Annotated in this window: 23 protein-coding genes; 3 read left to right on the top strand and 20 right to left on the bottom strand. The window is 24.4% G+C overall.

Features of this window, described 5'->3' with window-relative positions; all coding sequences use genetic code 11:
• Positions 1-8: 8 nt before the first annotated feature.
• Genes HMPREF1092_RS01700 through HMPREF1092_RS01660 form a run of 10 tightly spaced genes read right to left on the bottom strand, consistent with a single transcriptional unit; the run spans position 9 to position 7,543 of the window.
• Complete coding sequence (locus HMPREF1092_RS01700) at positions 9-518, bottom strand: glycosyltransferase (protein WP_002596856.1); 510 nt, start codon at positions 516-518, stop codon at positions 9-11.
• A gap of 13 nt (positions 519-531) precedes the next feature.
• Positions 532-846 carry a glycosyltransferase family protein gene (locus tag HMPREF1092_RS01695; protein ID WP_002596855.1) on the bottom strand — a complete coding sequence of 105 codons (315 nt, stop codon included), beginning with the start codon at positions 844-846 and terminating at the stop codon, positions 532-534.
• Between the two features lie 9 nt (positions 847-855).
• Positions 856-999, bottom strand: coding sequence for a hypothetical protein (locus HMPREF1092_RS17425; protein WP_207637619.1), 144 nt, complete (start codon positions 997-999; stop codon positions 856-858).
• On the bottom strand, positions 992-1,633 hold the full coding sequence (locus HMPREF1092_RS01690; RefSeq protein WP_002596854.1) for an acetyltransferase: 642 nt from the start codon (positions 1,631-1,633) through the stop codon (positions 992-994). The genes HMPREF1092_RS17425 and HMPREF1092_RS01690 overlap by 8 nt, the downstream gene beginning before the upstream one ends.
• Before the next feature lie 11 nt (positions 1,634-1,644).
• The gene (locus tag HMPREF1092_RS01685) at positions 1,645-2,241 is read right to left on the bottom strand and encodes a sugar transferase (protein ID WP_002596853.1); all 597 of its coding nucleotides are present in this window, start codon (positions 2,239-2,241) and stop codon (positions 1,645-1,647) included.
• 8 nt (positions 2,242-2,249) lie between these two features.
• On the bottom strand, positions 2,250-3,401 hold the full coding sequence (locus HMPREF1092_RS01680) for a DegT/DnrJ/EryC1/StrS family aminotransferase (protein ID WP_002596852.1): 1,152 nt from the start codon (positions 3,399-3,401) through the stop codon (positions 2,250-2,252).
• Between the two features lie 15 nt (positions 3,402-3,416).
• The gene (locus HMPREF1092_RS01675; protein WP_002596851.1) at positions 3,417-5,300 is read right to left on the bottom strand and encodes a polysaccharide biosynthesis protein; all 1,884 of its coding nucleotides are present in this window, start codon (positions 5,298-5,300) and stop codon (positions 3,417-3,419) included.
• Between the two features lie 22 nt (positions 5,301-5,322).
• Entirely contained in the window at positions 5,323-6,105 is a 783-nt protein-coding gene (locus HMPREF1092_RS01670) for a tyrosine-protein phosphatase (RefSeq protein ID WP_002596850.1), read from the bottom strand.
• Positions 6,106-6,117: 12 nt separating this feature from the next.
• A complete protein-coding gene (locus HMPREF1092_RS01665) occupies positions 6,118-6,777 on the bottom strand; it encodes a CpsD/CapB family tyrosine-protein kinase (RefSeq protein WP_002596849.1) in 660 nt (219 codons plus the stop codon).
• Positions 6,761-7,543, bottom strand: a complete 783-nt coding sequence (locus tag HMPREF1092_RS01660; protein WP_002596848.1) for a YveK family protein — start codon at positions 7,541-7,543, stop codon at positions 6,761-6,763. Before HMPREF1092_RS01660 ends, HMPREF1092_RS01665 begins: the two co-directional genes overlap by 17 nt.
• A 367-nt stretch (positions 7,544-7,910) precedes the next feature.
• Between HMPREF1092_RS01660 and HMPREF1092_RS01655 the strand changes: the two genes are divergently transcribed.
• Positions 7,911-8,858 (top strand): glycosyltransferase family 2 protein, encoded by a 948-nt coding sequence (locus HMPREF1092_RS01655; RefSeq protein WP_040413598.1) that lies wholly within the window; start codon positions 7,911-7,913, stop codon positions 8,856-8,858.
• Positions 8,859-9,138: 280 nt separating this feature from the next.
• Positions 9,139-10,323 (top strand): glycosyltransferase family 39 protein, encoded by a 1,185-nt coding sequence (locus HMPREF1092_RS01650; RefSeq protein WP_186003702.1) that lies wholly within the window; start codon positions 9,139-9,141, stop codon positions 10,321-10,323.
• 16 nt (positions 10,324-10,339) lie between these two features.
• Here HMPREF1092_RS01650 and HMPREF1092_RS16725 read toward each other — a convergent pair whose 3' ends face one another.
• The 4 genes from HMPREF1092_RS16725 to HMPREF1092_RS01630 form a co-directional block, all read right to left on the bottom strand.
• Positions 10,340-11,494 (bottom strand): ABC transporter ATP-binding protein, encoded by a 1,155-nt coding sequence (locus HMPREF1092_RS16725; protein WP_002596845.1) that lies wholly within the window; start codon positions 11,492-11,494, stop codon positions 10,340-10,342.
• 37 nt (positions 11,495-11,531) lie between these two features.
• Positions 11,532-12,326, bottom strand: coding sequence for an ABC transporter permease (locus HMPREF1092_RS01640; RefSeq protein ID WP_002596844.1), 795 nt, complete (start codon positions 12,324-12,326; stop codon positions 11,532-11,534).
• A 17-nt stretch (positions 12,327-12,343) separates the two neighbouring features.
• Positions 12,344-14,608 (bottom strand): bifunctional glycosyltransferase/CDP-glycerol:glycerophosphate glycerophosphotransferase, encoded by a 2,265-nt coding sequence (locus HMPREF1092_RS16720; protein ID WP_002596843.1) that lies wholly within the window; start codon positions 14,606-14,608, stop codon positions 12,344-12,346.
• Between the two features lie 248 nt (positions 14,609-14,856).
• Positions 14,857-16,005: a glycosyltransferase family 2 protein gene (locus tag HMPREF1092_RS01630; protein ID WP_002596842.1), complete on the bottom strand. Its 1,149-nt coding sequence runs from the start codon at positions 16,003-16,005 to the stop codon at positions 14,857-14,859.
• Between the two features lie 199 nt (positions 16,006-16,204).
• Between HMPREF1092_RS01630 and HMPREF1092_RS01625 the strand changes: the two genes are divergently transcribed.
• Positions 16,205-17,035, top strand: a complete 831-nt coding sequence (locus HMPREF1092_RS01625; protein WP_002596841.1) for a Cof-type HAD-IIB family hydrolase — start codon at positions 16,205-16,207, stop codon at positions 17,033-17,035.
• A gap of 91 nt (positions 17,036-17,126) precedes the next feature.
• Here HMPREF1092_RS01625 and HMPREF1092_RS16370 read toward each other — a convergent pair whose 3' ends face one another.
• From HMPREF1092_RS16370 to HMPREF1092_RS01595, 6 genes are all read right to left on the bottom strand, one after another.
• Entirely contained in the window at positions 17,127-18,623 is a 1,497-nt protein-coding gene (locus HMPREF1092_RS16370) for an N-acetylmuramoyl-L-alanine amidase (RefSeq protein WP_002596840.1), read from the bottom strand.
• An 85-nt stretch (positions 18,624-18,708) separates the two neighbouring features.
• Positions 18,709-20,670: an S-layer homology domain-containing protein gene (locus HMPREF1092_RS01615; protein WP_002596839.1), complete on the bottom strand. Its 1,962-nt coding sequence runs from the start codon at positions 20,668-20,670 to the stop codon at positions 18,709-18,711.
• A 202-nt stretch (positions 20,671-20,872) separates the two neighbouring features.
• The gene (locus HMPREF1092_RS16365) at positions 20,873-21,745 is read right to left on the bottom strand and encodes a beta-1,6-N-acetylglucosaminyltransferase (RefSeq protein ID WP_002596838.1); all 873 of its coding nucleotides are present in this window, start codon (positions 21,743-21,745) and stop codon (positions 20,873-20,875) included.
• A 13-nt stretch (positions 21,746-21,758) separates the two neighbouring features.
• Positions 21,759-23,234, bottom strand: a complete 1,476-nt coding sequence (gene murJ / locus HMPREF1092_RS01605) for a murein biosynthesis integral membrane protein MurJ (RefSeq protein WP_002596837.1) — start codon at positions 23,232-23,234, stop codon at positions 21,759-21,761.
• Positions 23,218-24,336 carry a polysaccharide pyruvyl transferase family protein gene (locus tag HMPREF1092_RS01600; protein ID WP_002596836.1) on the bottom strand — a complete coding sequence of 373 codons (1,119 nt, stop codon included), beginning with the start codon at positions 24,334-24,336 and terminating at the stop codon, positions 23,218-23,220. Before HMPREF1092_RS01600 ends, murJ begins: the two co-directional genes overlap by 17 nt.
• Positions 24,337-24,400: 64 nt before the next feature.
• Positions 24,401-25,435 (bottom strand): EpsG family protein, encoded by a 1,035-nt coding sequence (locus HMPREF1092_RS01595; protein WP_002596835.1) that lies wholly within the window; start codon positions 25,433-25,435, stop codon positions 24,401-24,403.
• Positions 25,436-25,448 lie beyond the last annotated feature (13 nt).

Here is a 25,448-nt window from a genome sequence, read left to right as displayed (position 1 = left end):
AATCCTTACTAATTATTTTCACTTTCAAATATATATCCATCTAAACTATGTTTAATTTGATCAAATGCCTCTTCTGTATTACTTCTTATTACTGGAATTTCCATCACCATCGCTTCTATAACTACTAAAACAAAACCTTCTTTTCTACTCGCTAATGTAACTATATCAGCTATTTCATAAAATTTTTTAGGATCTTGAAATTTAAATTTTTTAATATTATTTTCCATATTTAACTCTTTTATATTTTCTCTAAGCCAAATTTCATCTCCATATCCCAATAAAATTAAATTGAAATCTTTATTCTGATCTTTTAGTCTCTTACATGCTTTTAATAAGATATCAGTTCCTCTTCTTTTATTTATAGATGAACCTTGTAATATATTAAATTTATCTTCTAATCCTAATTCACATAATATACTTTTTCTTCTTTCTATTTTTTCTTCTAAATTCACATATTTATTTGAAAATTTATGCTCGTCTATCCCATTGCATATATCATAAATTTCTTCTTTTTTCATATTGTATACTTTCTCAGCATCTAATCTGACTTATTGATATTATTTCATCAGGTTTTTGATGTAAAATACTTCTCTTAGTATTTTTTTTGTGTAATATAGTAATAAAAGGCTTTTTATATATCAATTTATATATTTTTGCTATATATTGTGTTACAGTCCAATGAACATGAATTATATCCGAATTAAATTTTCTTATATATTTAATTGATTTCGGAATTGATATCAAATATTTAAATAATTCCTTACTCCTATTTATAATATTTGCATTTTTACCAACTTCAAAATTTAATAATTTTACTTCAATTCCTTCATTCAAAAAAATTTCCATTAATTTCTTCTATTCCTTAGTTCTAAGAGATCCACTTATTAAACTAACTCTATTATTATTTTTTACATACTCTTTACCTAGTGTAAGCATATGTGTAGTCGTTCCTCCTTTTACAAAATACTTAGATAAAAAAACTATTCTCATATCATTCATCTATAACTTTTATCTTCTTTGCAGGGACTCCAGCAAATATACAATTTTCTATTAAATCTCTAACCACAACTGATCCAGCTCCAACTATAGTATTTTCCCCTATTTTTTTTCCTTGTATTATTGTAGAATTTGTTCCTAATTCAACTCCTTTTTCAATAACACATTCCCCTGATAAATTCACACCTGGATACATAGTTGTAAACATACCTATCTTAGTATCATGTCCTATAGTACAATTAAGATTTATTGTTACATAATCCTCAATATTAGTATTTACTGTTATTATTGTCCCCGCACATATTATTAAACCTTCACCAAATTTATTATATTTTCCCGTCTTAACTGATGGATGAATTAAATTTATTGGTTTTAATTTTCTTTCTATAGCTTTTTTAACTACATTACTTTTTATTTTTGAATTTCCTATTGCACATGTAAAATATACATCTTTTAATTCAATCTCTTCTAACCCACCAAGTACTCTATATCCATTTATAATTTCATCTTTTTTCTCAATGCTATCATCTAAAAAACCAAGTATCTCAAATTCTTTTTTTTTCTTATTTATATCTTCTATAAGCCAAGCCACTTCTCTTCCAAAGCCGCCTGCTCCAATTATTACTATCCTTTTCATAGCTTTACCCCTTAATTTGTTCCATCAAAATAAGCTACAGTAGCTTGTCCTTCTGCACTTATTCCTTCTCTCTTAAAAACTTTATAAACTGTTAGAAAGAATATTTTTATATCTAGTCCTAAGCTCCAATTGTCTACATACCAAATATCTAACTTAAATTTTTCTGTCCAACTTATCGCGTTTCTTCCATTTATTTGAGCCCATCCTGTAAGTCCGGGAAGCACATTGTGTCTTTTTATTTGTTCTTCATTATATAAAGGAAGATATTCTACAAGAAGTGGTCTTGGTCCTATAAGACTCATTTCCCCTTTTACAATATTAATTAGTTCTGGAAGTTCATCTAAACTCGTACTTCTTAATATCTTTCCAAACTTAGTTAGTCTTTCACTATCAGGAAGTTGTTTACCATCTTTACCCACAGCATCTTTCATAGTTCTAAATTTATACATCTTAAATTTTTTATTATCTTTTCCAATACGCTCTTGTGTAAAAAGAATTGGACTTCCTAAGTTAAGTTTTACTAAAATTGCAATTATAAGAATCACAGGACTTAATAATAATAAAACTATAATCGAAAACAATAAATCAAATACTCTTTTTATTATCATTTTTTCACCTATTCAAATAACTCTCTTATTATTTTTACTACTCTTTCCATATCTTCTTCGGTATTTTTACTATCTGAAGGAAGACATAATCCATTTTCGAATATCTCTTCTGAAATAGATTTCTCTCCTAATTTAAAGAATTTAAAATCCTTATAATAAGGTTGCATATGCATAGGCTTCCATATATTTCTTGCTTCTATATTTTCTTTTTCTAAAGCAATTATTATATCAAGTGGTTTAATTTTTGATTTTTCATTTAAAGTAATACAACTTAGCCAGTAATTTGATTTTCTATCATCACATATTGGTTGCATTTGTATATCTTTTATATCCTTAAATGCTTCTTTATAGTAATCATAAATCCACTTTTTCCTTTCTATTCTTTCTTCTAATACTCTAAGCTGTCCTCTTCCTATCCCTGCAACTATATTGCTCATTCTATAGTTATATCCAAGTTCTTTATGTTCATAATGTCTTTCATTTTCTCTTGCTTGTGTAGACCAAAATCTTACTTTTTCTAATCTTTCTAAATTATCAGATACAAGCATTCCTCCACCTGAAGTTGTAATTATTTTATTTCCATTAAAAGAGAATATTCCATACTCTCCAAATGTTCCAGTTTGCTTATTTTTATATATTGCCCCTAATGATTCTGCTGCATCTTCTATTATTGGAACATTATATTTATTACAAATTTCTAATATCTTATCCATGTTAGCAGGTTGTCCATAAAGATGAACTACTATTACTGCTTTAGGCAATTTTTTTTCTTCCTCAGCCCATATAAAAGCCTTCTCTAAAGCTTTTGGACACATATTCCATGATTCTTTTTCAGAATCTATAAATACTGGTATAGCATTTTCATAAATTATCGGATTACAACTTGCAGAAAAAGTTAAAGATGAACAAAAAACCAAATCTCCTGTCTTTACCCCAACTGCTTTAAGTGCCATATGAATAGCTGCTGTACCCGAGGATAAACATACTCCCCCTTCTGATCCAACATAATCAGAAAGTTCTTTTTCAAAATTATTTACATTTAGTCCAAGAGGAGCAATCCAATTTGTATCAAATGCTTCATTTATAAATTCTTTTTCACTTCCTCCCATATGCGGAGATGATAAATATATTTTTGTTTTTTTTTCTACTATATCATTCATTTTCTTATCCCCCCTCTATATTTTAGTTGCTGCAACTTCATCTTCCAAAATCTCTTTTCCTTCTTCCCCAGGCTCTATATAAGTAGTAACTATCTCTTTCATTTTCTCTTTTAAAGCCTCTTTATCTTTATTTAATGCAACATCTCTTAAAATGAATATTTCTCTTTTTAAATCTTCAAAATCTATATCAGAAGGTTCTCCTATAAATATTTTTTTATTTTTAGTAGATTTTAAGCCTTCTTCATCCATCAGAAGCTCTTCATAAAGCTTTTCTCCTGGTCTTAAACCTGTTATTTCTATTTTTATTTCTTCTTCTGGCTCATATCCTGAAAGTCTTATTAGCTTTTTAGCTAAATCATATATCTTTACTGATTTTCCCATATCAAGTACAAATATTTCTCCACCTTCTGCATAAGCTCCAGCCTGAAGTACAAGTTGTGCTGCTTCTGGTATTAGCATAAAATATCTTGTTATTTCTTTATGTGTAAGAGTAACTGGTCCACCTTCTGAAATTTGTTTTTTAAATAATGGAATTACAGAACCATTGCTTCCAAGTACATTTCCAAATCTTACTGCAACAAATTCTGTTTTACTCTTTTTATCAATTCCTTGTATTATCATTTCACAAAGTCTTTTTGTTGCTCCCATTATATTAGTAGGATTAACAGCTTTGTCAGTTGAAATAAGAACAAATCTTTCTACATTGTACTCATTTGCACATTCTGCAACATTAAGTGTTCCCATAACATTATTTTTTATTGCCTCTTCTGAATTATTTTCCATTAAAGGAACATGCTTATGAGCTGCTGTATGGAAAACTACATTTATATTTTCTTCTGCAAATATTTTATTTAATCTATCTTTATCTCTTACAGAAGCTATTATTGTTCTTAAATCTAAATCACTATATTTTCTTTTAAGTTCATTTTGAATATCATAGGCATTATTTTCATATATATCTAAAATTATTAATTTTTTTGGACTATGTTTTGCTATTTGTCTGCAAAGCTCTGATCCTATGGATCCTCCACCTCCAGTTACAAGAACTGTTTTATTTTTTATATATCCTTTAATACCTTCTTTATCTAGTTTTACTTCTTCTCTTCCCAAAAGGTCTTTTATATCAACCTCTCTCATTTGAGTTGCTTGTACTTTATCTTCTAATATTTCAGAAATTCCAGGAACAATTCTAAGCTTAGCTTTTGTCTCTTGACATCTTTCTAAAATTTTTCTTTTTTCTTCTGCATTAATAGAAGCAATAGCCATTATAATAGTGTTTATTCTTTCTTTTTTAACTATTCTTTCAATATCAAATCTATTACCTTCTACTTTTATTCCTTTTATAAATTTACCAAACTTTGTAGGATTATCATCTATAATACATATTGGCTTCATATTAGATTCTTTGTTTTTAAACATTTCTTCTATTACAATACTTCCACAAAGTCCTGCTCCTATTATCATTACTCTTTCAGTTCTGTCATTTCCTTTTATGTCACCATAAACTAATATTCTTCTAATAACTCTTAATGACATTCTTGCTCCAACTGCTAAAACAAATATTATAAATCCAGTCATAAGAATAATTGGTAAATCTAAATGAATACTTAATCCACTTAATATAGAAGCTAATACTGTTCCAATTAAAGAACAAAATAAAACTTTTATTCCTTCATCTATTCCAGCAATCCTCCAAACACTTTTATACATTTTAAAAACATATAATGGAATTACATAAGCTAATGTAAAAAGTGGCATTATTTTTAAATTGTCTTTATAAATTTCAAATCCATCTATAATTCCATGTCTAACTGTAAAACTTCCTAAATATGCAAAATTAATTGATAAAATATCTATAAATAATAAAATGCATATTTTTATAAATCTTCCTTTCTTCATATCCCCTTATACCACCCTATTTTTATTTCATAAAAAGTGAAAAAATCCCACTCTTCTTTTTTCTCTTTTTCTTCTCTATTAGTTCTCCTTCAAAAACTACCTCTTCATCTCTCAATAATTTTTCTCCATTTTCAATAAATATATCTTCATATCCTTTAAAAATTTTATCTGCTTCGTAAATTCCTTTCCTTATCCCAGTTTTTCTATTTTTATTGTTGTGTGCATCTGAACCTATAAAACTATATATTTTTTTTGAAATTAATAATTCTGCACATTTTTTAGCTTCTTTTCCGTGAAGTCCTTCTATACTTCCTGAATTTAATTGAAAAAGGCACCCCTCTTCTACAAATCTCTTTATGAGACTAGGGTGCCTTTGGATATATGAGTATCTTTCTGGATGCGCGACAATTGGTATGATACCTTTTATTTTTAGTTCATACATTATATCAAATAACTCTTCTTCAAAATCTCTCATATTAAATTCTATAAGAAGGTATCTTCCTCCATTTATGGTTCCAATGACACCTTCTTTTAAATCCTCTAACAACCTCTCACTATAATAAACCTCTTGTCCATAATGAACATTTATATCTATATGTTCATTTTTAAGAATTTCATTTAGTTCTTTTACCATATTCTTTACATTTGAATAAGTCTCTTCTCCATATCCTATACAATAATGTGGTGTTGCTACTATATCTGTTGTTCCTTCTCTTTCTGCATTACGTAACATTTCTAGTGTATCTTCTATACTCTTAGACCCATCATCAATTTCTGGAAGTATATGTGAATGTATATCTATCACCTTTATACCTCCTTACCCATAGTAATAATAATATTTCTCTTTTGATTGCTCTAACCCATTTAATACTGTTCCTATTATTTTAGCATTAACTTTATCTAGTGAAGCTTTTGCTGATACTACACTTTCTTTTTTTGTTTTTCCAGCCCTAACTACAAGAACAACTCCATCAACTTTTGTTGAAAGTATTTGTGCATCAGTAACTGCATGAACTGGTGGACTATCTAAAATAATATAATCATATTCTCTATCTAGAATTTTTAATAACTCTTCCATTGCCCTAGAACTTAACATTTCTGAAGGATTAGGTGGTATTTTACCTGCTGGTATTATATCTAAATTTTCATTATAAGAATAAACATAATCTTTTATTGTGTCGCCTATAGTTTCCTTATTTATAATTGCATCACTTAATCCTTTTTGATTAGATATATTAAATTTCTTATGAACTGTAGGTTTTCTTAAATCACAGTCAACTATAACTACTTTCTTATCCTCTTGAGAAAAAGAAAGTGCTATATTTCCTGCTGTTGTACTTTTTCCTTCTCCTGGCTCTGAACTAGTTACTAATATTCTTTTAACTCTTTCATCAAAGGAAGAATATTTTATATTTGTTCTTAATGTTCTATAACTTTCTGCTGGAATAGATTTTGGACTTTTATCCACTATAAACATTTTCTCTTCCTCCTAAACTACCTTTTAAACTTTTTCTATTTGCTCTTCCATTATGAATATGATTATTTCCTCTTATAGATTCTGCATCATATTCTGGTATAGCACCAATTACAGGTAAATCTAATACTTTTTCTAAATCTTCTTTACTCTTAAATGTATTATCCATAAATTCAAGAAGAAGAACTATTCCCACTCCAACCATAAGTCCTAATACTAATGAAATTAATATATTTAACTTTTTATTTGGACTTACTGGATTTTCTGGAACTTTTGCTTTTTGTATAATTTGAACATTTCCATTTGTTATAAGTTTTTTTGATTTTGCTATAAAATCATTTGTTATAGAGTTAACTATGTCAACTGCTCTTTGTGGATTTGAATCTTTATATACTATCTCTAAAATTTGAGTATCACTTCTTGGAGTAACAACAAGACTATTTAATACATCTTTTGCTTCCATTTTTCCTAAATCAATATTAGCTTTTGTTACAGCCCCTTGAACTAAATCTTCTGTTTTAATTATTTCTGCATATGTAGTAAGTAGTTTTTGGTACATTTGAATTTCACTACTGTTATATCCTAAATTATCTTTACTTTCTTCTTTCCCTATAAAAAGTTTAACTTTAGCTTCATATTTCGGTGTAATCACAAAAAAGCTTAAAACACTAGCAACTGCGACAAACCCAATAACAATTGCAACTATAAGCTTGTACTTTATTTTTAGAACTTGAAATATTTCACTAATATTTATATTTTCCTCATTCATCTAAAAAATTCCCATCCCTTCTAAATTATTCTACTCAAAGAATTATAACATATTGTTCATTATTTTTTAATATTCTTTTAATATTTTTGTATTTTTTACTTAATTTTATTTTATTTTTTAATTTTTTTATGATTTTTGTATTTTTTTTGTGTTTTTGATTTTAATCTAAATATATTTTTATTAATCTATTAGATTTATTTAAAAAGTAATTTCAAATAATAATATATTTTTTAATTTTAGATATTAAACTTAGAAAACTTATTTAAATATTACAAATTATTTACTTTTATTATGTTATTTTCAATTTATGGTATAATATTAAAAGTTTAGAAACTAATTTGATATAAAAATTTTATGGGGTGATTTTTTGAATAAAAATTTAATTAGTGTCATTGTTCCTATGTATTTCGAGGAACTTGTAGCACAAGAATGTTATAACAGATTAAAATCTGTTATGGAATCTATTGATTCTTTTGACTATGAAATTATTTTTATAAATGATGGGAGTACAGATAAAACTTTAGACATTTTAAAAGATATTTCAAAAGAAAATGAAAAAGTTAAAGTTATAAACTTTGCTAGAAATTTTGGACATCAAGTTGCTGTTACTGCTGGACTTTTTAATTGTTCTGGTGATGCAGTAGTTATTATTGATGCAGATCTTCAAGACCCACCTGAACTTATCCCACAAATGATTAATAAATGGAACGAAGGTTATGAAGTTGTTTATGGAAAACGAGGAAAAAGAAAAGGAGAAAGTAAATTTAAACTTATAACTGCTAAATATTTTTACAGATTCCTTGCTAAAATGTCTGATATAAAAATTCCTAAAGATACTGGAGACTTTAGACTTATTGATAAATCAGTTGTAAAAGCATTTAGAGAAATGCCTGAACAAAATAGATTTATAAGAGGAATGATTAGTTGGATTGGATTTAATCAAACATATATAGAATATACTCGTGATGAAAGATTTGCTGGAGAAACAAAATATCCTTTATCAAAAATGATTAAGTTTGCAAGCGATGGTATAATTTCATTTTCATCAAAACCATTAAAGCTTATGTCAGCATTTGGTTTTTTCTCTATATTTATTTCATTTTTAATTTTTTTATACGCTCTTATAAGTAAGTTTGTATTTAGTGCTAGTATTGGATGGACATCTCTTATTTCTGTTATGACTTTCTTTGGTGGAGTTCAAATACTTTCTTTAGGTATAATAGGAGAATATATAGGAAGAATTTATGATGAAAGCAAAAATAGACCATTATATATTATAAAGGATAAAATAAATTTTAATAATGAGGACAAATAAATTAAAAAACACCTTACTAATAATATTTAATGTAATATTTTTATTAGTAATTAGTTTTTGTTTTCATTTTGCTCTTTTAAATCCTTTTAATAAAAATCTTAATAAAGGATTTATATTTTTCCTATTTTTACTTTTATGTTTAGGGTTTTTATTTTTATGCTTTATTACTAAAAATTTAAGTAAAAGAAGTCTTTTAATAATATCAATTATTAATTTAATTATATTTATTTTACTTCAAATATTTTTTGGATACTTCTTTGCGGTAAACCCTAGTTGGGATATGATTTCTATTTTTAACAGTGCTACAAAAGTCGCTTCTAATGAATGGGAATTTTTCTCTTCATATTTTTATAAGCTTTATCCAAATAATATTTTTATAACAGTTTTATGGATGAAATTTTATAAACTATGTTACTACTTTAGTTTTAATTTAATTGTTAGTTCAGTAATCATAAATATAATAGTTGTTTTAATTAGTGTAATAATAACTTACATATTAATTAAAAAGGTATTTAATATACGAGTTGCTACTATATCTTCTTTTTTATTTATAGTAATAACACCTTTTTACTCTTATACACCTATTTTTTATACTGACACTTTGACAATGATTTTTCTTCCACTAGCTTTCTTATTATTTTATATTTATATTAAAAGTAAAAATAAGAATATATTCTTACCAATATTTATTGGAATTATATTAGCTTTTGGAATAGGAATTAAAACAAATATATCAATAGGTTTTATAGCTTTATCTATTTTTTCAATATTTATAATAGATAATTTAAAAGGATTTTTTAGATTTATATCACTTTTTCTTATTTCTTTTATTGTTTCATCTATTTTAATAAATTCCACTTGTCAAAAATATATTCCTGTTCCTTTAAAAGATGCAGGTCTTCCATCAACACATTGGATTATGATGGGTCTTAAAGATAACGGTGGTTTTAATAAAGAAGATGTTGATTTAAGTAAAAAGGCTGGTAAAACAAGAAAAGAAATTCAAGAATTTAATATAAAAACTATAAAAACTAGACTTAAAAATTACGGAATAGATGGATATAGTAAATTCTTATATAAGAAAATACAATACACTTGGGGAGATGGAACTTATTTTGCTCCTGTAAAATTATCTAGAAAGCCAATTAGACCAAACTTTCTTCATACATACATTTATGGAGATAAAAATAGTTTATTTACTTCTTTTTCAGAAGCTAGTCACTCATTACTATTATTTTTAATTTTAATTGGTTCAATAGGTTTATTTAAATCTAAAAATAAAATTGGTTTCCTTTTTAATATTTGTATATTTGGAGTATTTTTATTCTTAATATTATGGGAAGCTCGTTCTAGATATTTAGTTTGTATATTACCTATATTAGTTTGTAGTAGTTCTATTGGAATAAATGAAATTTTAAAATTAAAACCTTTTTTAAATAAAAAAAGAAGACTTGAAGCTAAATAACGCTTCAAGTCTTTTATTATTCTTTTCTTATTTTCATTCTATTTGATTTTATCGTTATATCTAAATTATGCTCATTATTAAAAAATTGACCAAACTTACTTGCACACCAAGCTTGTCTATTATATTTTTCTCCATCTACATCTATATTAATTTCAAAGTTAAAGAACCCCTTTTGTATTTCATTAAATGGCAATTTAAATATATAATCATATTTATTTTCATTTTTTTCAGTGCTTTTTACTAATTCTATATCTTTATATACATATTCAATTTCATCATCTTTTAAAGTTATATTATCAATCTTATATTCTTTATTTAATGGCTCTAAAGAAACAAATCCTTTAAATATTATTTCTTCTTCTGTCATATCTACATCTGTAAGACTTTGTTTTATTTCTACTAAATCTTTATATTTATGCTTATTTTCTATAATATCTTCTATAGAAACCCCATTTAAAAAATGTTTATAAAGATTTGCTACTTCATCTATTTCTCCATAATCTATTAATTTTCCGTGATATAACCATGCTCCCTTTGTACAGAAATTTCTCATTTGAGGAAGTGAGTGTGAAACAAAAAGAATTGTTTTTCCTTCATCTCTAAACTTATCCATTCTTCTTAAGCACTTTTCTCTAAACATTTCATCTCCAACTGATAATGCTTCATCTACAACTAATATGTCTGGATCTATATTTACTGCAATTGCAAAACCAAGCCTTGCTTTCATTCCACTTGAATACATTCTTACAGGTTGATCTATGTAATCTCCAAGTTCTGAAAATTCTATTACTGATTCTAATATTTTAGAAACTTCACTTCTTATCATTCCCATAGAATAGCCTTTTAGAAAAATATTTTCTCTTCCAGTAAGCTCTCCATCAAAACCAGCTGTTAACTCTAATAACGCTGATACTTTTCCATTAACTTCAATCTCACCTTCAGTTGGATATACAACTCCTGTAACCATTTTTAATATTGTAGATTTACCAGAACCATTTTTCCCAAGTATTCCTATAACCTCTCCTTTTGGCAAATCTAATGTAAGATTATCTATTGCCCTAAAAGGTTTATACCTATTCCCCCAAAGCAAATCTTTAAATCTATCTTTATCATTTTTATATAATTTATATTCCTTAGTAAGGTTTTTGAACCTAACTGCATAATCTTCCATAATAATCTCCTAACTTATAAAGCTTTTTAGCTTGTCTTTATAAAACATCAGTAAATTCTTTATATGTTCTTTTATAAACTCTACTACCAATTAAAGCAAAAATTATTATTACAAATATCATATATATTGTATATGGACTTTCAAAGAACCATCTTTTATATAAGAATATATCTCTATATCCTTGAACAAAATATCCTATTGGATTTAACTTTAAAATAATCCTTAAAAAGTTTGATTTTATATCATTTATATTCCATAAAATTGGTGATAACCAAAGTATTGCTTGTATAGCTGCTTTAACTAAATTTTCAAAATCTCTACTTATAACTGATAATGAAGCAAGTGTCCATGAAAGTGCTAAAAAGAATAAATACATCATTGGTATATATATTAAAAATTGAAGATAATATATATCTGGGAAAAATCCAAATAACATAAATACAACTGTAATAGCTCCAACTAACATTAATTGAACATATAATTTTGATAGTATTGTAAATGTTGGTATAGTTGAAATTGGAAATTTCATCTTAGTTACAAAATGCCTATAAGTTCTAATTGACATTGCTCCACCAACTATTGCATCACTTATAAAGAACCAAGGACAAAGCCCTGCAATAAGCCATAGAAAATAAGGAAAATTCCCCATTCTAGGATTATTTCTTATAATTGTAAATGCAAATAAATAAACTCCTATAGTAACCATAGGGCGAATAATTGCCCAAGCATAACCAAGGGCAGCCCCTTTATAGAATTTTACTAAATCAAACTTTGATATAAGTATTGTTTGCTTTAAATACTTAGCATTTTCTTTTATTATTTCTTTTAACATTAACCTTCCTCCAGTTTCTATTTGAAAATAGTTTCTACGAATCTTTTACTAGCTTGTCCATCACAATCATCAAAAAATTTATCTCTAAACTCTCTAACTTTCTTTAAATCAAATTCATTTTCATTAATTATTCGTATTATATCTTCATTTTTTTCTGCAATAAATCCTGGAACAAAGCTATCATAATCATAATAGAAGTCCCTTTCAGCTAAATATTCATTTTTATCATAAGCATACATTATTATTTTCTTTTCTAATAAAGAAGCTTCAAAAACAACAGATGAATAATCTGTTATTACAATTTCTGATGCTATAATTAAATCATTAATTTCAGTTGAGCTATCCATATTAATAACTCTATTTTCTAATTCTTTTGGAATTACGACATCATTTATCCCATTTTTTACACTTGGATGAAGTTTTAATATTAATACATAATCTTCATCTATTCCTTTTAAAAGTTGTACTGGGTTTAGTTCTAATTTAAAATTTTGTCTTTGCTTAGTATTTCCTCTAAAAGTAGGCGCATATAAAATTATTTTTTTTCCTTTTATCTCTGGATAATTTTCTTCTAAATCATTTTTCTTATATAATCTATATGCTTCATCTAAAAGTATATCTGTTCTTGGAACTCCTAATGGTAATATATTTTTTTCTGATATATTAAATGCTTCTGCATATTTAGGAATTATATTCTTTGAACTAGTTATAACTTTTGTATAAGCTGAATGAGCTCTTTCTTCAAATTCTTTTGGATTTCCATCTCCTTTTCCTATAGAACTAAATCCAAATTTCTTGAAAGCTCCACACGCATGCCAAACTTGTATAACTTCAGCTTTTTTTCTAAATTTCAATCCATAAATTTGTCTATAATAATCATCTAAAACTATATATTTTGCTCTTGAAAAATCTAAGTACATATCTACAAGCTCTTTAAAATTACGTGAATCATTTTTCATATAAAGCTTTATTTTATATTTACTATCTTTTTTCAATTCATCATATATAAACTTTAAATTTCCTTGTAATTCTTCACCCTTATTACTAGCAAGTATTACTAAATTTTCATTCATTGATAACATCTTTCCAAAATTAAATGATATCTTAGCACTTCTTCTAAAAATATTTTTTACTTTTCCAAGAACTCTTCCCAGCCTTCTTCTTACTAAATATTTAAATATACTTAAAGAACTTCTGCTTTTACTTACATTTTCTAAACACTTATATAATTGAATATTTTCTTTTTCCAAAATCTCTTTACTATTAGAATTGAATTTATTATAAAAATCAGCCAAAATTTCTACATATACTTTTTTGGTATTTTTAGTTAAAAACAAATATTTGTTTATTATACCTTGTCCCATTATCCATCTTAATTTTCTAGAATTATTTATTATTATAGGATCTATTTCCTTTAAAATTTCATTCATATTTTTTAATGCATTTATTTTTACAGTTTCTTCTCCTCTAATAACTGCATTTTTTAAAGGTGGCCAAATATCATAATCTAATAATCTTTCAAAATACTTTAAACTAAGCATATCTTTTTCATACTCATCTTTACAGTAAGTTTCTATATTTTTTAAAGTTCTACTCCAAGATTCATTTACTTGTTTTATAACAAAATCAGATTTATTAATTATTTGCTTAGTTAATGACCCTTCAGCTTCTTCTGGCCTAACTCTATAAAAATAAACTACATTTTTCGAAGCATATATATTTTTAGCTTTTAGATATGCCTCCATAACAAAAACTTGATCTTCTGCATACTTTATATTTTCTGGAAATCTTATATTTTCTATAAGACTTCTTTTAAACAGCTTATTACAAGGTCCTAAAGTTTTTAACATATCATAATCACTTCTTATATTCTTTAGTCCTTCTGATAAGAAATGATTTTGCATTGGCCATTGTTCTTTTCCATCAAATTTATAAGTTCCACCTATTACTATCTCTGCATCATTTTCAATAGCTAGCTTATATCTAATTTCTAAAGAATCCTCTGGAATAGTATCATCTGAATCCATAAACGCAATATAATCACCTTTAGCTAATCCAATCCCTTTATTTCTAGCACAACTTGGACCACTATTTTCTTGATTTATTAATTTAATATTTTCATTAATATACTTTTCTATTATTTGTACACTTTTATCAGTAGAGCCGTCATCAACTAAAATAACTTCATAATCTTTCATTGTTTGATTCTTTATAGAAATTAAAGTCTCCTCTATATAATCTTCTACATTATAAACTGGTATTATAATACTTATCTTGCACATATATCTCTCCCATTTTCCTAAAAAATTTCTCATCCCTTGTAAAAGTTTTTATCAAAAAAGTTTTATACTGTATAAAATTATATCATATTTTGAACTATTATTCATTATTTATTAATTAAATTGTAATAATATTAAATTTTGAGAAAAACATTTTAGCCATATCTATATGCTTACTAAATAGTTGAATTTATATAAAATAAAACTTCTTATAATTATTAAAATCATAAGAAGTTTTTTATTTTAAATATTTATATTATTTTTATGTGCTCTCTTATATGTTTTATAGTTCTAAAAAATTTTTTTATTAATGTATAAATTATAGGATATATAAATTTATTTTTCTCTATTCCCTTTATATAAAGTTTTACTCCTTTAATATTAGTATTTTCATAAGTAATTTTTAATATTTCTAAATATCTTTTTTTACTTTCTTTAGTTAATTTTTTATAGTTTCTTATAAATGCTTCAGTTAAAATCCATAAAAGATTATCACAAGAATTTATTGTAGATAAACTTAAAGTATTTATTAATTTCTCTAACTTATCTAAACCTTCTAATTGTATACCTTCATCTTCACTTATTATAATATGCCTCAATGGTGGCCAAATATCAATTTTTATAAGTCTAGAAAAATAGTTAGTCTTTAGAATATTTTTCTTTTTTTCATCTGTACAATATTTATCTATATTTTCTAATGTGCTTGTCCAAGATTTATATACTTGATCTAATACATTAAGAGATTTATCTTTTATTTGAGAAGTAAGAGATCCTTCTTTATTTGCTGGTCTTATTCTGTAATAATAACCAACTTTTTGAGTTGCAATAATTTTTTTTGCTTTTAAATATGATTCTAATACTAAGACCTGATCTTCTGCATATTTTATATCTTCTGGGAATTTACTTTCCTTTATAAAACTACTTTTAAATAATTTATTACAAGGCCCTAATGTCCATAATAAATCTTCATCTTTAATAATATTCTTTTCTCCCTCTTCTAAAAAATGCTTTATCATTGGCCATTTTTTCTCTTCATCAAATTTATAAGTACCACATATTATTACTTCGGCTTCATTCTCTTTAGCTAAATTATATCTTAACTCTAATGAATCCTTTGGAAGCTTATCATCAGAATCCATAAAAGCAATATATTCCCCTTCAGCTAATTCAATTCCCTTATTTCTTGCAACACTTGGACCCATATTCTCTTGACAAATAAGTCTCATATTTTCATTTGTATTGATATATTCCTTTATTATATTAACACTATTGTCTGTTGAACCATCATCAATAAATATAACTTCAAAATCTTTCATTGTCTGATTAATAATTGAATCTATAGTTTCTCTCAAATAATCCTCAACATTGTAAACTGGTATAATAACACTTACCTTGTACATTTCACCCTCACTTTTTTAAATCTAAAATACAATTTAGTAATTATAACAAACTCATTGTAACATAATATACATATTTTATTAACCTTTTGTTAATTTTATGTTTTTATCTTTCTTTACTTATAAAATCTATAATGATAGACTAAACTTAATATATAAAAACAAAAGGTAAAAATTAATCTAACCAATGGAGGTAATAATAATGACTATTAAACTAATTTGCACAGACATGGATGGAACTCTTTTAAATACAGATCACACAGTAAGTACCGAAAATAAAATTGCTTTAAAAAAAGCCATAGATAAAGGTATACATGTTGCAATATCAACTGGAAGACTCTTTACCTCTGCAAATTTTTATAGAGAATTAGTTGGCATAAATGCTCCAATAATATCATCCAATGGTGCATATATAAAAGATAGAAATACTGGAGAAGTAATATATGAAAGTGTTCTTTCTTTAGAAGACACAATTGAAATATATAATATTTTAAAAAAATATAACTTAAAATTATTTTTCAATACATGGGATACTGCAATATCAAATGAAGAATTTATAGATAATCATGCTTATCTTATAAGTAATAAAGGTATTACAAATGAAGAAGATAAAACAAAATTTATAGTACAAAAAGATTTAACTAATACTTTAAAAGATTGTGAAGGATCTATTCTTAAAGCTATTTGCATAGATTATTCAAAAGAAAATATAAAAGAAGTTGAAAAAGCTAGAAAAGAAATTGAAAACCTAAATAAATATGAAGTTGTTTGCTCTAGCCCATATAATTTTGAAATTATGAATTCTGGAACAACTAAAGGAAATGCAGTAAAACAACTAGCTAAAATATTTGATATAAAAAGAGAAGAAATACTTTGTATAGGCGATAGCGAAAATGACCTTTCTATGATAGAGTATGCAGGAATTGGAGTCGCTATGGGAAATGCATTAGATATAGTAAAAGAAAAAGCTCAATTTATAACAGATACTAATGATAATGCTGGTGTAGCAAAAGCAATAGAGAAATTTATATAAAAAAACAGGATATTTAATCCTGTTTTTTTATAATTCATTCTTAATAAATATATATTTAACTTGTAATATTCTAGTTATTAGCATTATATATTTATTTTACTAAAGGATCTAATAATGCTACTGCTTCCGCTCTCGTAAGTTTATCTTGTGGTCTAAAAGTTTTACTTCCTTTTCCCATATATCCAGCTTCTATAGCACCTTCAACTGAAGGTAAAGCCCACTTTGAAACTTTCTTGAAATCTTCATATTTACTTATTTTATCTAAGTTTTCATCTTTATTTTTCTTTATATTAGTTATTATTGCAGCTGCCTCTTCTCTAGTTATATTGTCATTAGGTCTAAATTGTTTATTAGCAATACTTATATATCCAGCTTTAACTGCTTTTCTAACCTCACTATAGAACCAATCATTTTTATTTACATCACTGAATCCTTCTTCAGCTTCACTTGTAAAATTAAAAACTCTATTTATTATTTTTATAAATTCTGCCCTTGTTATATTTGAATTTGGCTTAAATGTACCATCTTTATATCCTTCTACATATCCTTTATTAACAAATTTCTTTATAACTGCTTCTCCCCAATGTCCTTTTGTATCTTTAAAAACACCCTTTTCTTGTGTAAGTGTTATATTTTTTACTAAATATTCTGATATAGCATTTGAAACTCCTTCCGCAATTTTTTCTTGATATGCATCAGACTTTAACTTATTAACTTCATTTAAATTAGTAATAAATCCACATTCTATTAAGGCTGATGGCATAACTGTTTCTCTTAATACAACAAAATTAGCAGTCTTAATTCCTCTATCAAAAGAATTAGTATTTTTTATTAATGATTTTTGTATTATGTCTGCATAGCTTTTATGTTGACTCTTATCTCTATGATAATATGTTTCTATTCCATAGGCATTCCCAGATGTAAATGAATTTTGATGTATTGAAACAAAAATATCTCCATCATATTTATTAGCCATATTTGCTCTTTCATACAATGAAATTGTTTCTTCTTTTTCTCGGGTCATCTGCACATTAATATTCTTTTTTTCAAGTTTACTTTTAAGTTTTTTTGCAATTTTTAAATTTAAATCAGTCTCTTTTACTCCATTCGCTACTGCTCCCGGATCTTCTCCTCCATGTCCCGGGTCTATAAAAACTTTATAGTAATCTCTATTTACAATAGTACTTCTTTCTTTTTTTAAATTATTTTCACCAGAAACCAAAATTTCTAAAGCATAAACATTCTTATTTCCTTTTAATATAATAAATTCAGTTCCTTCGTTTTTAGCTATAATATATTTATTCTCTAAAGAAACAACATTATTTTGTTGTAGCTCTTTTTCTATAATTTCTTCGTCTATATATTCTTTTATATATTCTGTTAAATCAAATTTATCATTAATATCGATTACAATTCCATTTAAAAATTGTATATTATTCCCCTTATATTTTTTATTGATATTTTCTATTTTTTTAATATATTCATTTCTATCAATAGCTTGTACTTCTTGAGTATGGATTAATATTATTCCTACTAAAGTTATAACTAAAGAAATAATAAATTTTTTAACATACTTATTTACTTCCATAAATATCTCCTTTTATACCTATTATTTTACAAAATTATTTAAAAAGGATATGGTAAATAATCATCATATCCTTTTATAATTAATATTATTTTATTCTACTTAACGTAACTACAGCTTCTGCTCTAGTTATATTCGCAGTTGGTCTAAACTCTAATGAACCTTGTCCCATATATCCTTTTTCAATAGCTCCTTCAACTGAAGATAATGCCCATTTAGATACTTTATTATAATCTTTATATTTCTTTATTTTATCTAAATTATTATCTTTATTTTTCTTTATAGTTGTTACTATAGCTGCAACTTCTTCTCTAGATATTGGATCATTTGGTCTAAATTTATTTTGTGCTGTAGTTATATACCCTGCTTTTATTGCTATTCTTACATCATCATAATACCAATTATTAGTTTGAACATCTATAAATGGTTCATTTGATGCTTTTGTTTTAAATCCAAATGCTCTATTAACTATCTTTACAAATTCTGCTCTAGTTATAGCATCTTCCGGTCTAAATAAATCTGCTTTCTCTACCCAACCTTTGTTCATTGCACTTTGTATTTCATTCTTTGCCCAATGGTTCTTCCAATCATTTTGTTCAAATAAATTAATACTATATTGAGCATCACTATTATCATAATAATAACTATCAATTTTTATATAATATGTTCCTGCATCTAAATATACTTCTTTTGTTAGAGAACTATCTCCTCCTTTTGAATTCATAGTTAAATATTCTTTATTTTTTGAATCTAATATTTTTATTCTCCAATAATAACTACCAAAGTTTCCAACTAAAGGATGTGAAAAATTAAGTTTATATATTTCAGACTTATTCAAATTTATTTTAAAATAATCATAGTCAGAATAACTCTTTATTTTTCCAGTTTTACTTGTATTTAGTTTCATAATATTGGCTGTGGCCGCTGTATCATTGAATTCTGCTTCATAATTTTCATTAGCTTTAAACATATATGATATCTTATATGCTTCATCTTCTAATGTATTGCTATATGACGTAACTTGTATATAATATGTTCCTTTTCTTATTCCTATTTTTTCGTTATATCCCCCATCTTTTCCCTTTATATTTTTTGAAATATATTTATTCAATTGTGAATCCATAAGATTGACTTGATAATAATTATATTCATCTCCAGGTAAATTTTTTGTTTCAAGATTTAATGTTAATTCTCCATCATTAGGTATTGTTAATTTATAATAATCGTAATCATTGTAACTACTTATTCTACCTGTTATTTTTTGATTATTTTCTAAAAAAGTTGCTTTTGTCATTTCTCCATTATCTTCTTTTTCATAATTTCCTTTTGTAGCAGTTACTGAAAGATTATAATTCATAGATGTATAGTAATATCCATCTGTTATCCTTATATAATAAGTTCCTTTTTTTAAGCCAATTTTATATTCAAGTTTTCTATCATACCCTCTTGAATATTTATCTAAATAAACAAAATTTTGTGAATTTCTAATATTTATATTAAAATATCTATTACTATCTCCTGGAATTTCATTATGTGAAAAAGTTAATGTTACTTCTGCATCATAATCTAATGTAAACTTATAATAATCATAATCATTATAGTAATAATCATAGTCTGTAAGATCTCCTGTATAATAATCTCCACTATTTACTTTTATTAAGTTTGCTGTGCTCATATTACCATTAGGTTCTCTCTCTTTTTTAGCAGCTCTAGATGAATAACTTTTGAAAGTATTATCCTCTATTATTTTTTTCCCCTTTAAATCAATCTCTTTTTTCTTTTGCACATTTTTATTTTTTTTCTCTTCTTCTTTTTCTGGTTTTATTATATCTTCCTTAAGTTCTGGTTTTTTTTCTTCTATTATTTTCTCTTTTTCTAATTCTTTATCTTCATTATTATCAGAAACGTTATTTTCTTTTTTTGCTTCTTCTTTAATAATATTACTTTGAATATTATTAACTTCTTCTGCATTTACTGTAATATTAAAAAAGTTTCCTGCAATAAATATTACTAAAATTATTTTTGCTATTTTTTCATTTAAATTTCCCATTTTATCCCCCCTAAAACACTTACATTACATATTTTATATTATTTACTTAACTTAGTCCATTTTTTTCTAAATAATCATTATTTTTACATAAATAGCAAATATAATTTTTATTTTTTAATTTATATTCCATTTATTAAACAAGCTAAAAAATATCTTTTTATTACCAAAAAAATCTTGATAGTAAAACAAGCTATCAAGATTTTTAATTACTATTTGCTTCTAAAAACTCTCTATATTCTTTTATATCTATATCTTCACTAAATTTTCTCGCAAATAGTACATTTTTATTACTACTTATTATTCTTTCAAAATCACTTTCATCTAATACTCTTGGTAAGTCTGGTCCTGTTTCCCAATCTATATATCTTAATGCCATATAATTGTCATTTAAATCTATATCATTTAATCTATTTTTAAATTTTGAATTACATACTATAGTTTGTATAAACATTTCATCTCCACAATAAGATCCTTTAAATGCATTTAAATATTTAGGGTTTTTTTCTATATATTCTAATATATATTTACAACATTCTCCTGTTAATGTAAACCAAAGACACCCTTTATTTATTGAAGGTAAATATTTAAAATATTTATTTGTCTTTAGGAATCCAAACTTTCTTTGAAATTTAAAAAATATTTTTTCAAATATATTTTTATTTTTTTTAAAAGCATATTCTCTATATAAATATTTAATATTTTTTATATTATCCTCATTTATATCTATTACTCCTAAATACTCTTTACCTCTATTATCACTTAAATATTTTTTTATACTTTCTTTATCTTTTAGAGGTAAACAATCCCCAGATAATAAAAATACATAATCATAATTTTTATCTTTTATTTCTTTTAATAAATTAATTATAGCTAATATAGTTGAATAATCTCCCCATTTAACATCTACTCTATCATTTAAAAATTTAATATTATTTGTTCTTGAATCTAAATTAAATTCATTTATATCTGATTTTTTATCAACATGTATATATATATCTTCATCTTTTAATTGATAAATTAACTCTTCTAATATTATTGAATTTCTATGACATAAAACACAGTATGCTACTTTCATAATATTCCCTCACTTATATCTTCATCTTAAATATATTGCATTTTAAAATAATTAAATTTAATATATATATTAAAATAGATATAATGCTATAAACTAATATATTAATTAAATTATAGTCAAATTTAAAATACTTCCTTATATACATAACTATTAAAATCGTTCCTAAACTTGAAATTAATATTTTTATATTTTCTCTAAAAAACTTTTTATAATCAAATTCTATTCCGAAAATAATTTTAAATTTATTTCCTATTAATATGAGTGATATTATACTTGTCAGTGTTGTTCCTATTACAACTCCATATACTCCAATGTATCTAGATAATATAATACTTAGTATTATATTTAAAACACTAATAAGAAAGCTATTTTTAAAAGGAGTATATGTATCACTATTAGCATAAAAATATTTATATATAACATCTCTTATAGCTGACATTGGTAATGATATAATATAAATTATTGTGCATATATATACTATATTTACAATACTATTTTCAAATTGACCTCTCATATATAACAATTCTATAGCATCTTTCCCTACAACTACTATACTTATAATAATATAAGATAATATTGCATTTATTATTAAAATGTATTTAACTAAATCTTGTTGATAATTATTTTTCTTTATATTTTTAGCTATCTTTGGATATAAAAATGACGTTATATTTACTATTAATAGCATATTTATCATACCAATTATATAATTTGAATAATTTAATATAGATATATTTCCTTCTCCTAATCCTGATGCAATTGAAGTATCTATAACTAATGATATTTGATATAATCCAGTACTAAGTATAGTTGGTAAAAATGTTCTTATCATATTTCTAAAATCTTTATCTTTAATATCAATTTGAAATTTAATTTTAAATCCACTTATAATTACTAGGATAAATTGAATTAATATGTTTATAATAGTAGAAATCAATATAGCATTTGCATATGAGTATATGTTTTGTTCCTTATTAAACATCAATATTATAATTAATATTATATTAGAAATAAATATTACAAATTTAGATCTATTAAATTTATTTTGAAATTGTAATATAGAATTAGTTAATCCTATAAAAGAAGCTATATATTGTGAAATTAATAAAATTGACATTACGGCTGATGCAGTGTCTATAAAATATTTATCATTATTTTCAGAAAATAATACTACAATATGCTTATTAAAAATTAATCCTAAAAATAATAAAATTGTTGCTCCTAAATATAAAATTAAAATAAATATATCAACAGCTTTTTTCTTTTCTTTTTTACCTAAGTTAGGAATTAAAACTGTAGTAACTCCAGTTCCTATAAAGCTAAATATCATCATAGATATGCTATTTGCAAAATTAAAAGCATCTAATTCTATTGAAGTACCAAATTTTGATGCTATTATAGATGCTCTGATCATTATTACTAGTTGAGTTAATAATGTTATTGATATCATAATGCCTAATTTTACAGAAGTATTATTTTTTATCCTCATACATTTCCTCTCTATTTATAAATTCATCAAGCTTAATAAACTGATTCTCGCCTTCTTTTTTTAAATCATAAATATTATCTATCTTGTTATTTTCTAAAATATTAAATATATCTTCTAAATTAATTTCTTCATTTAATTTATTTAAATCTAAATAATAATCTTTAAGATTTAAATCATTCAACATATTAATTGTTTTCTGACTATATATAATTGGATATACGCCTTGTTTAAAAACCTGAGATAATATTATAGAGTGAAACCTTGTACCTATAATACCTTTTAAGTTATATAATTCTAATAAGAAATTTTTAATTTCTCCATTATAATTCAATACCTTAACTTTTTCTTTATTATCTATTTTACTGTAAACTTCTTTTGCTATATTAGTATCGCCTTGCTCAGTACAAAATGATAATAACTTTACATTTTCCCCTTTTAAATTCAAATAATTAATCATATTAATTATATAATTTAAATATTTCTCTCTATTTTTTTCTAATTCACTTTTCCCATTTATTTCGATTAAAGATATTCCTATACCATCTCTGTTAATACTATCTATTTTCTCATCCAATGAAAATACAATATCTGACGCATATCTAATATTCTTATAATCTTTAAAAAGATTATAAGAATAACTATCTCTAAAACAAACATCATCACACTTAGATAATATAGTTCTATAGTATTCTATAAACCTTTCATCTTTAAATGGTCCAAAATTTGAACCTAAAACAAATATTTTTTTATTTAATTTTCTATAATTATTTAATCTATCTCTAAATCTTTTAAATTGATTTTGCCATGTACTATTCTGCATAAATATAGATCCACCAATTATTAAAAGTCCATCTACATTCTTAGCTTCATTTTTATAATAGACATTTCTTATACAACTTATTTTATATATTCCTTTTTCAAATTTATTTTTAATATTTATCTTTACATTACTAAATTCTTTAAAAATATTAATATAATCTATATCATATGTATTAACAATCCACATTACATTTGAATTACTATACCTCTTAAACAAAATATATAAAAATAAATCATCCCCAAAATTTTTTGCTAGATATGCATCTACTATTATTTTTTTCATAAATCTCTCAATTCTCCTAAATGTTAAATACTTAGGTAAACATATGTTATCTAAACCTTTTATTTTATATGCTTATCCTATAAGGAACAACCTCTCCAACATTTGATATTAATAAGTAATTACAGAAAACAATAAAAAATATTACTATCCCTATAATTATCTTTTTCTTATATTTATCCTCACTTATATCTATTAATTGAGGAATTAACACTATTGTAAAAATATAAAAATACATACTTACTCTAGTAAATAAAGTATTTGCTTCTGATAATATTTGAAATATAAATGCTATCATCGTTGTATTTATATATAAATTATTAAAACTATCCTTATTTAATAATTTATCTTTAAAATGTATACTTATAACTAATATAATAAGCATTATCATACTTGTTGTTCCTAATCCTGATCCAGAACTAAAATTTAAATAAACTTTATATTTAGGAACAACCATTACCAAAATTTTCATAAAAATAGGTATTAATGGCACTAAAATAATACTTCCTAAAGTTATTAAAAAATATTTCTTTTTACTTAAATTAATATCTCTTATAAAATATATAATTACTGCCATGATCGCTGTTTTATGAAACATAGCTGCTAATAATATACATATAATAAATTTCATTAATTCTCTTCTTCTAATAAACCTTAATGATGAAAATACTATACCTATTGCTATAAATTGTCTTATTATATTAAATGAATTAAAATAAAAATACATTGTTATAAATAAAAATACTGTAATATAATAATTTATTGAAAAATCTTCAAATGTTAAGAAGAAAGCCCCTATTATAATAAAAGAAGTTACTACAAATATCAGTCTATTATTGTTAGAAAATATACTTGTTATTCTCATTAAAATATCATATCCTGGTTCAAATCCATAATTTACATAAGTCCCATCTATTACAGAGTTATAAACTCCTATATATCCTTTAAAGTCTGTACCTACATAAAATCTAAATGCTGATATTACAAATAGAGTTAAAAATGTTGATATTCTTAAAAATTTTCTTTTATTTTCAGATATATAATATTTATCTAATATATAAAAAATTAATATTACTAATATCAATAAATTATAAATTAACATTTTTTCCTCCTAA

Source organism: Clostridium thermobutyricum (assembly GCF_000371465.1).
In the GTDB taxonomy this organism is placed as follows: domain Bacteria; phylum Bacillota; class Clostridia; order Clostridiales; family Clostridiaceae; genus Clostridium; species Clostridium thermobutyricum.
Note: the sequence above shows the minus strand (reverse complement) of the source record. Positions and strands in the feature narration are given on the sequence as shown.

Coding starts and splice junctions, on each gene's coding strand:
- HMPREF1092_RS01595 (WP_002596835.1), bottom strand. CDS start 25,435: ATGTTAATTTATAATTTATTGATATTAGTAATATTAATTTTTTATATA.
- HMPREF1092_RS01600 (WP_002596836.1), bottom strand. CDS start 24,336: ATGAAAAAAATAATAGTAGATGCATATCTAGCAAAAAATTTTGGGGAT.
- HMPREF1092_RS01630 (WP_002596842.1), bottom strand. CDS start 16,005: ATGTACAAGGTAAGTGTTATTATACCAGTTTACAATGTTGAGGATTAT.
- HMPREF1092_RS16725 (WP_002596845.1), bottom strand. CDS start 11,494: ATGGAAGATTATGCAGTTAGGTTCAAAAACCTTACTAAGGAATATAAA.
- HMPREF1092_RS01625 (WP_002596841.1), top strand. CDS start 16,205: ATGACTATTAAACTAATTTGCACAGACATGGATGGAACTCTTTTAAAT.
- HMPREF1092_RS01680 (WP_002596852.1), bottom strand. CDS start 3,401: ATGAATGATATAGTAGAAAAAAAAACAAAAATATATTTATCATCTCCG.
- HMPREF1092_RS01675 (WP_002596851.1), bottom strand. CDS start 5,300: ATGAAGAAAGGAAGATTTATAAAAATATGCATTTTATTATTTATAGAT.
- HMPREF1092_RS01650 (WP_186003702.1), top strand. CDS start 9,139: ATGATTTCTATTTTTAACAGTGCTACAAAAGTCGCTTCTAATGAATGG.
- HMPREF1092_RS01660 (WP_002596848.1), bottom strand. CDS start 7,543: ATGAATGAGGAAAATATAAATATTAGTGAAATATTTCAAGTTCTAAAA.
- HMPREF1092_RS01640 (WP_002596844.1), bottom strand. CDS start 12,326: ATGTTAAAAGAAATAATAAAAGAAAATGCTAAGTATTTAAAGCAAACA.
- murJ (WP_002596837.1), bottom strand. CDS start 23,234: ATGAGGATAAAAAATAATACTTCTGTAAAATTAGGCATTATGATATCA.
- HMPREF1092_RS01695 (WP_002596855.1), bottom strand. CDS start 846: ATGGAAATTTTTTTGAATGAAGGAATTGAAGTAAAATTATTAAATTTT.
- HMPREF1092_RS16365 (WP_002596838.1), bottom strand. CDS start 21,745: ATGAAAGTAGCATACTGTGTTTTATGTCATAGAAATTCAATAATATTA.
- HMPREF1092_RS01685 (WP_002596853.1), bottom strand. CDS start 2,241: ATGATAATAAAAAGAGTATTTGATTTATTGTTTTCGATTATAGTTTTA.
- HMPREF1092_RS01690 (WP_002596854.1), bottom strand. CDS start 1,633: ATGAAAAGGATAGTAATAATTGGAGCAGGCGGCTTTGGAAGAGAAGTG.
- HMPREF1092_RS17425 (WP_207637619.1), bottom strand. CDS start 999: ATGAATGATATGAGAATAGTTTTTTTATCTAAGTATTTTGTAAAAGGA.
- HMPREF1092_RS16370 (WP_002596840.1), bottom strand. CDS start 18,623: ATGGAAGTAAATAAGTATGTTAAAAAATTTATTATTTCTTTAGTTATA.
- HMPREF1092_RS01665 (WP_002596849.1), bottom strand. CDS start 6,777: ATGTTTATAGTGGATAAAAGTCCAAAATCTATTCCAGCAGAAAGTTAT.
- HMPREF1092_RS16720 (WP_002596843.1), bottom strand. CDS start 14,608: ATGTGCAAGATAAGTATTATAATACCAGTTTATAATGTAGAAGATTAT.
- HMPREF1092_RS01615 (WP_002596839.1), bottom strand. CDS start 20,670: ATGGGAAATTTAAATGAAAAAATAGCAAAAATAATTTTAGTAATATTT.
- HMPREF1092_RS01700 (WP_002596856.1), bottom strand. CDS start 518: ATGAAAAAAGAAGAAATTTATGATATATGCAATGGGATAGACGAGCAT.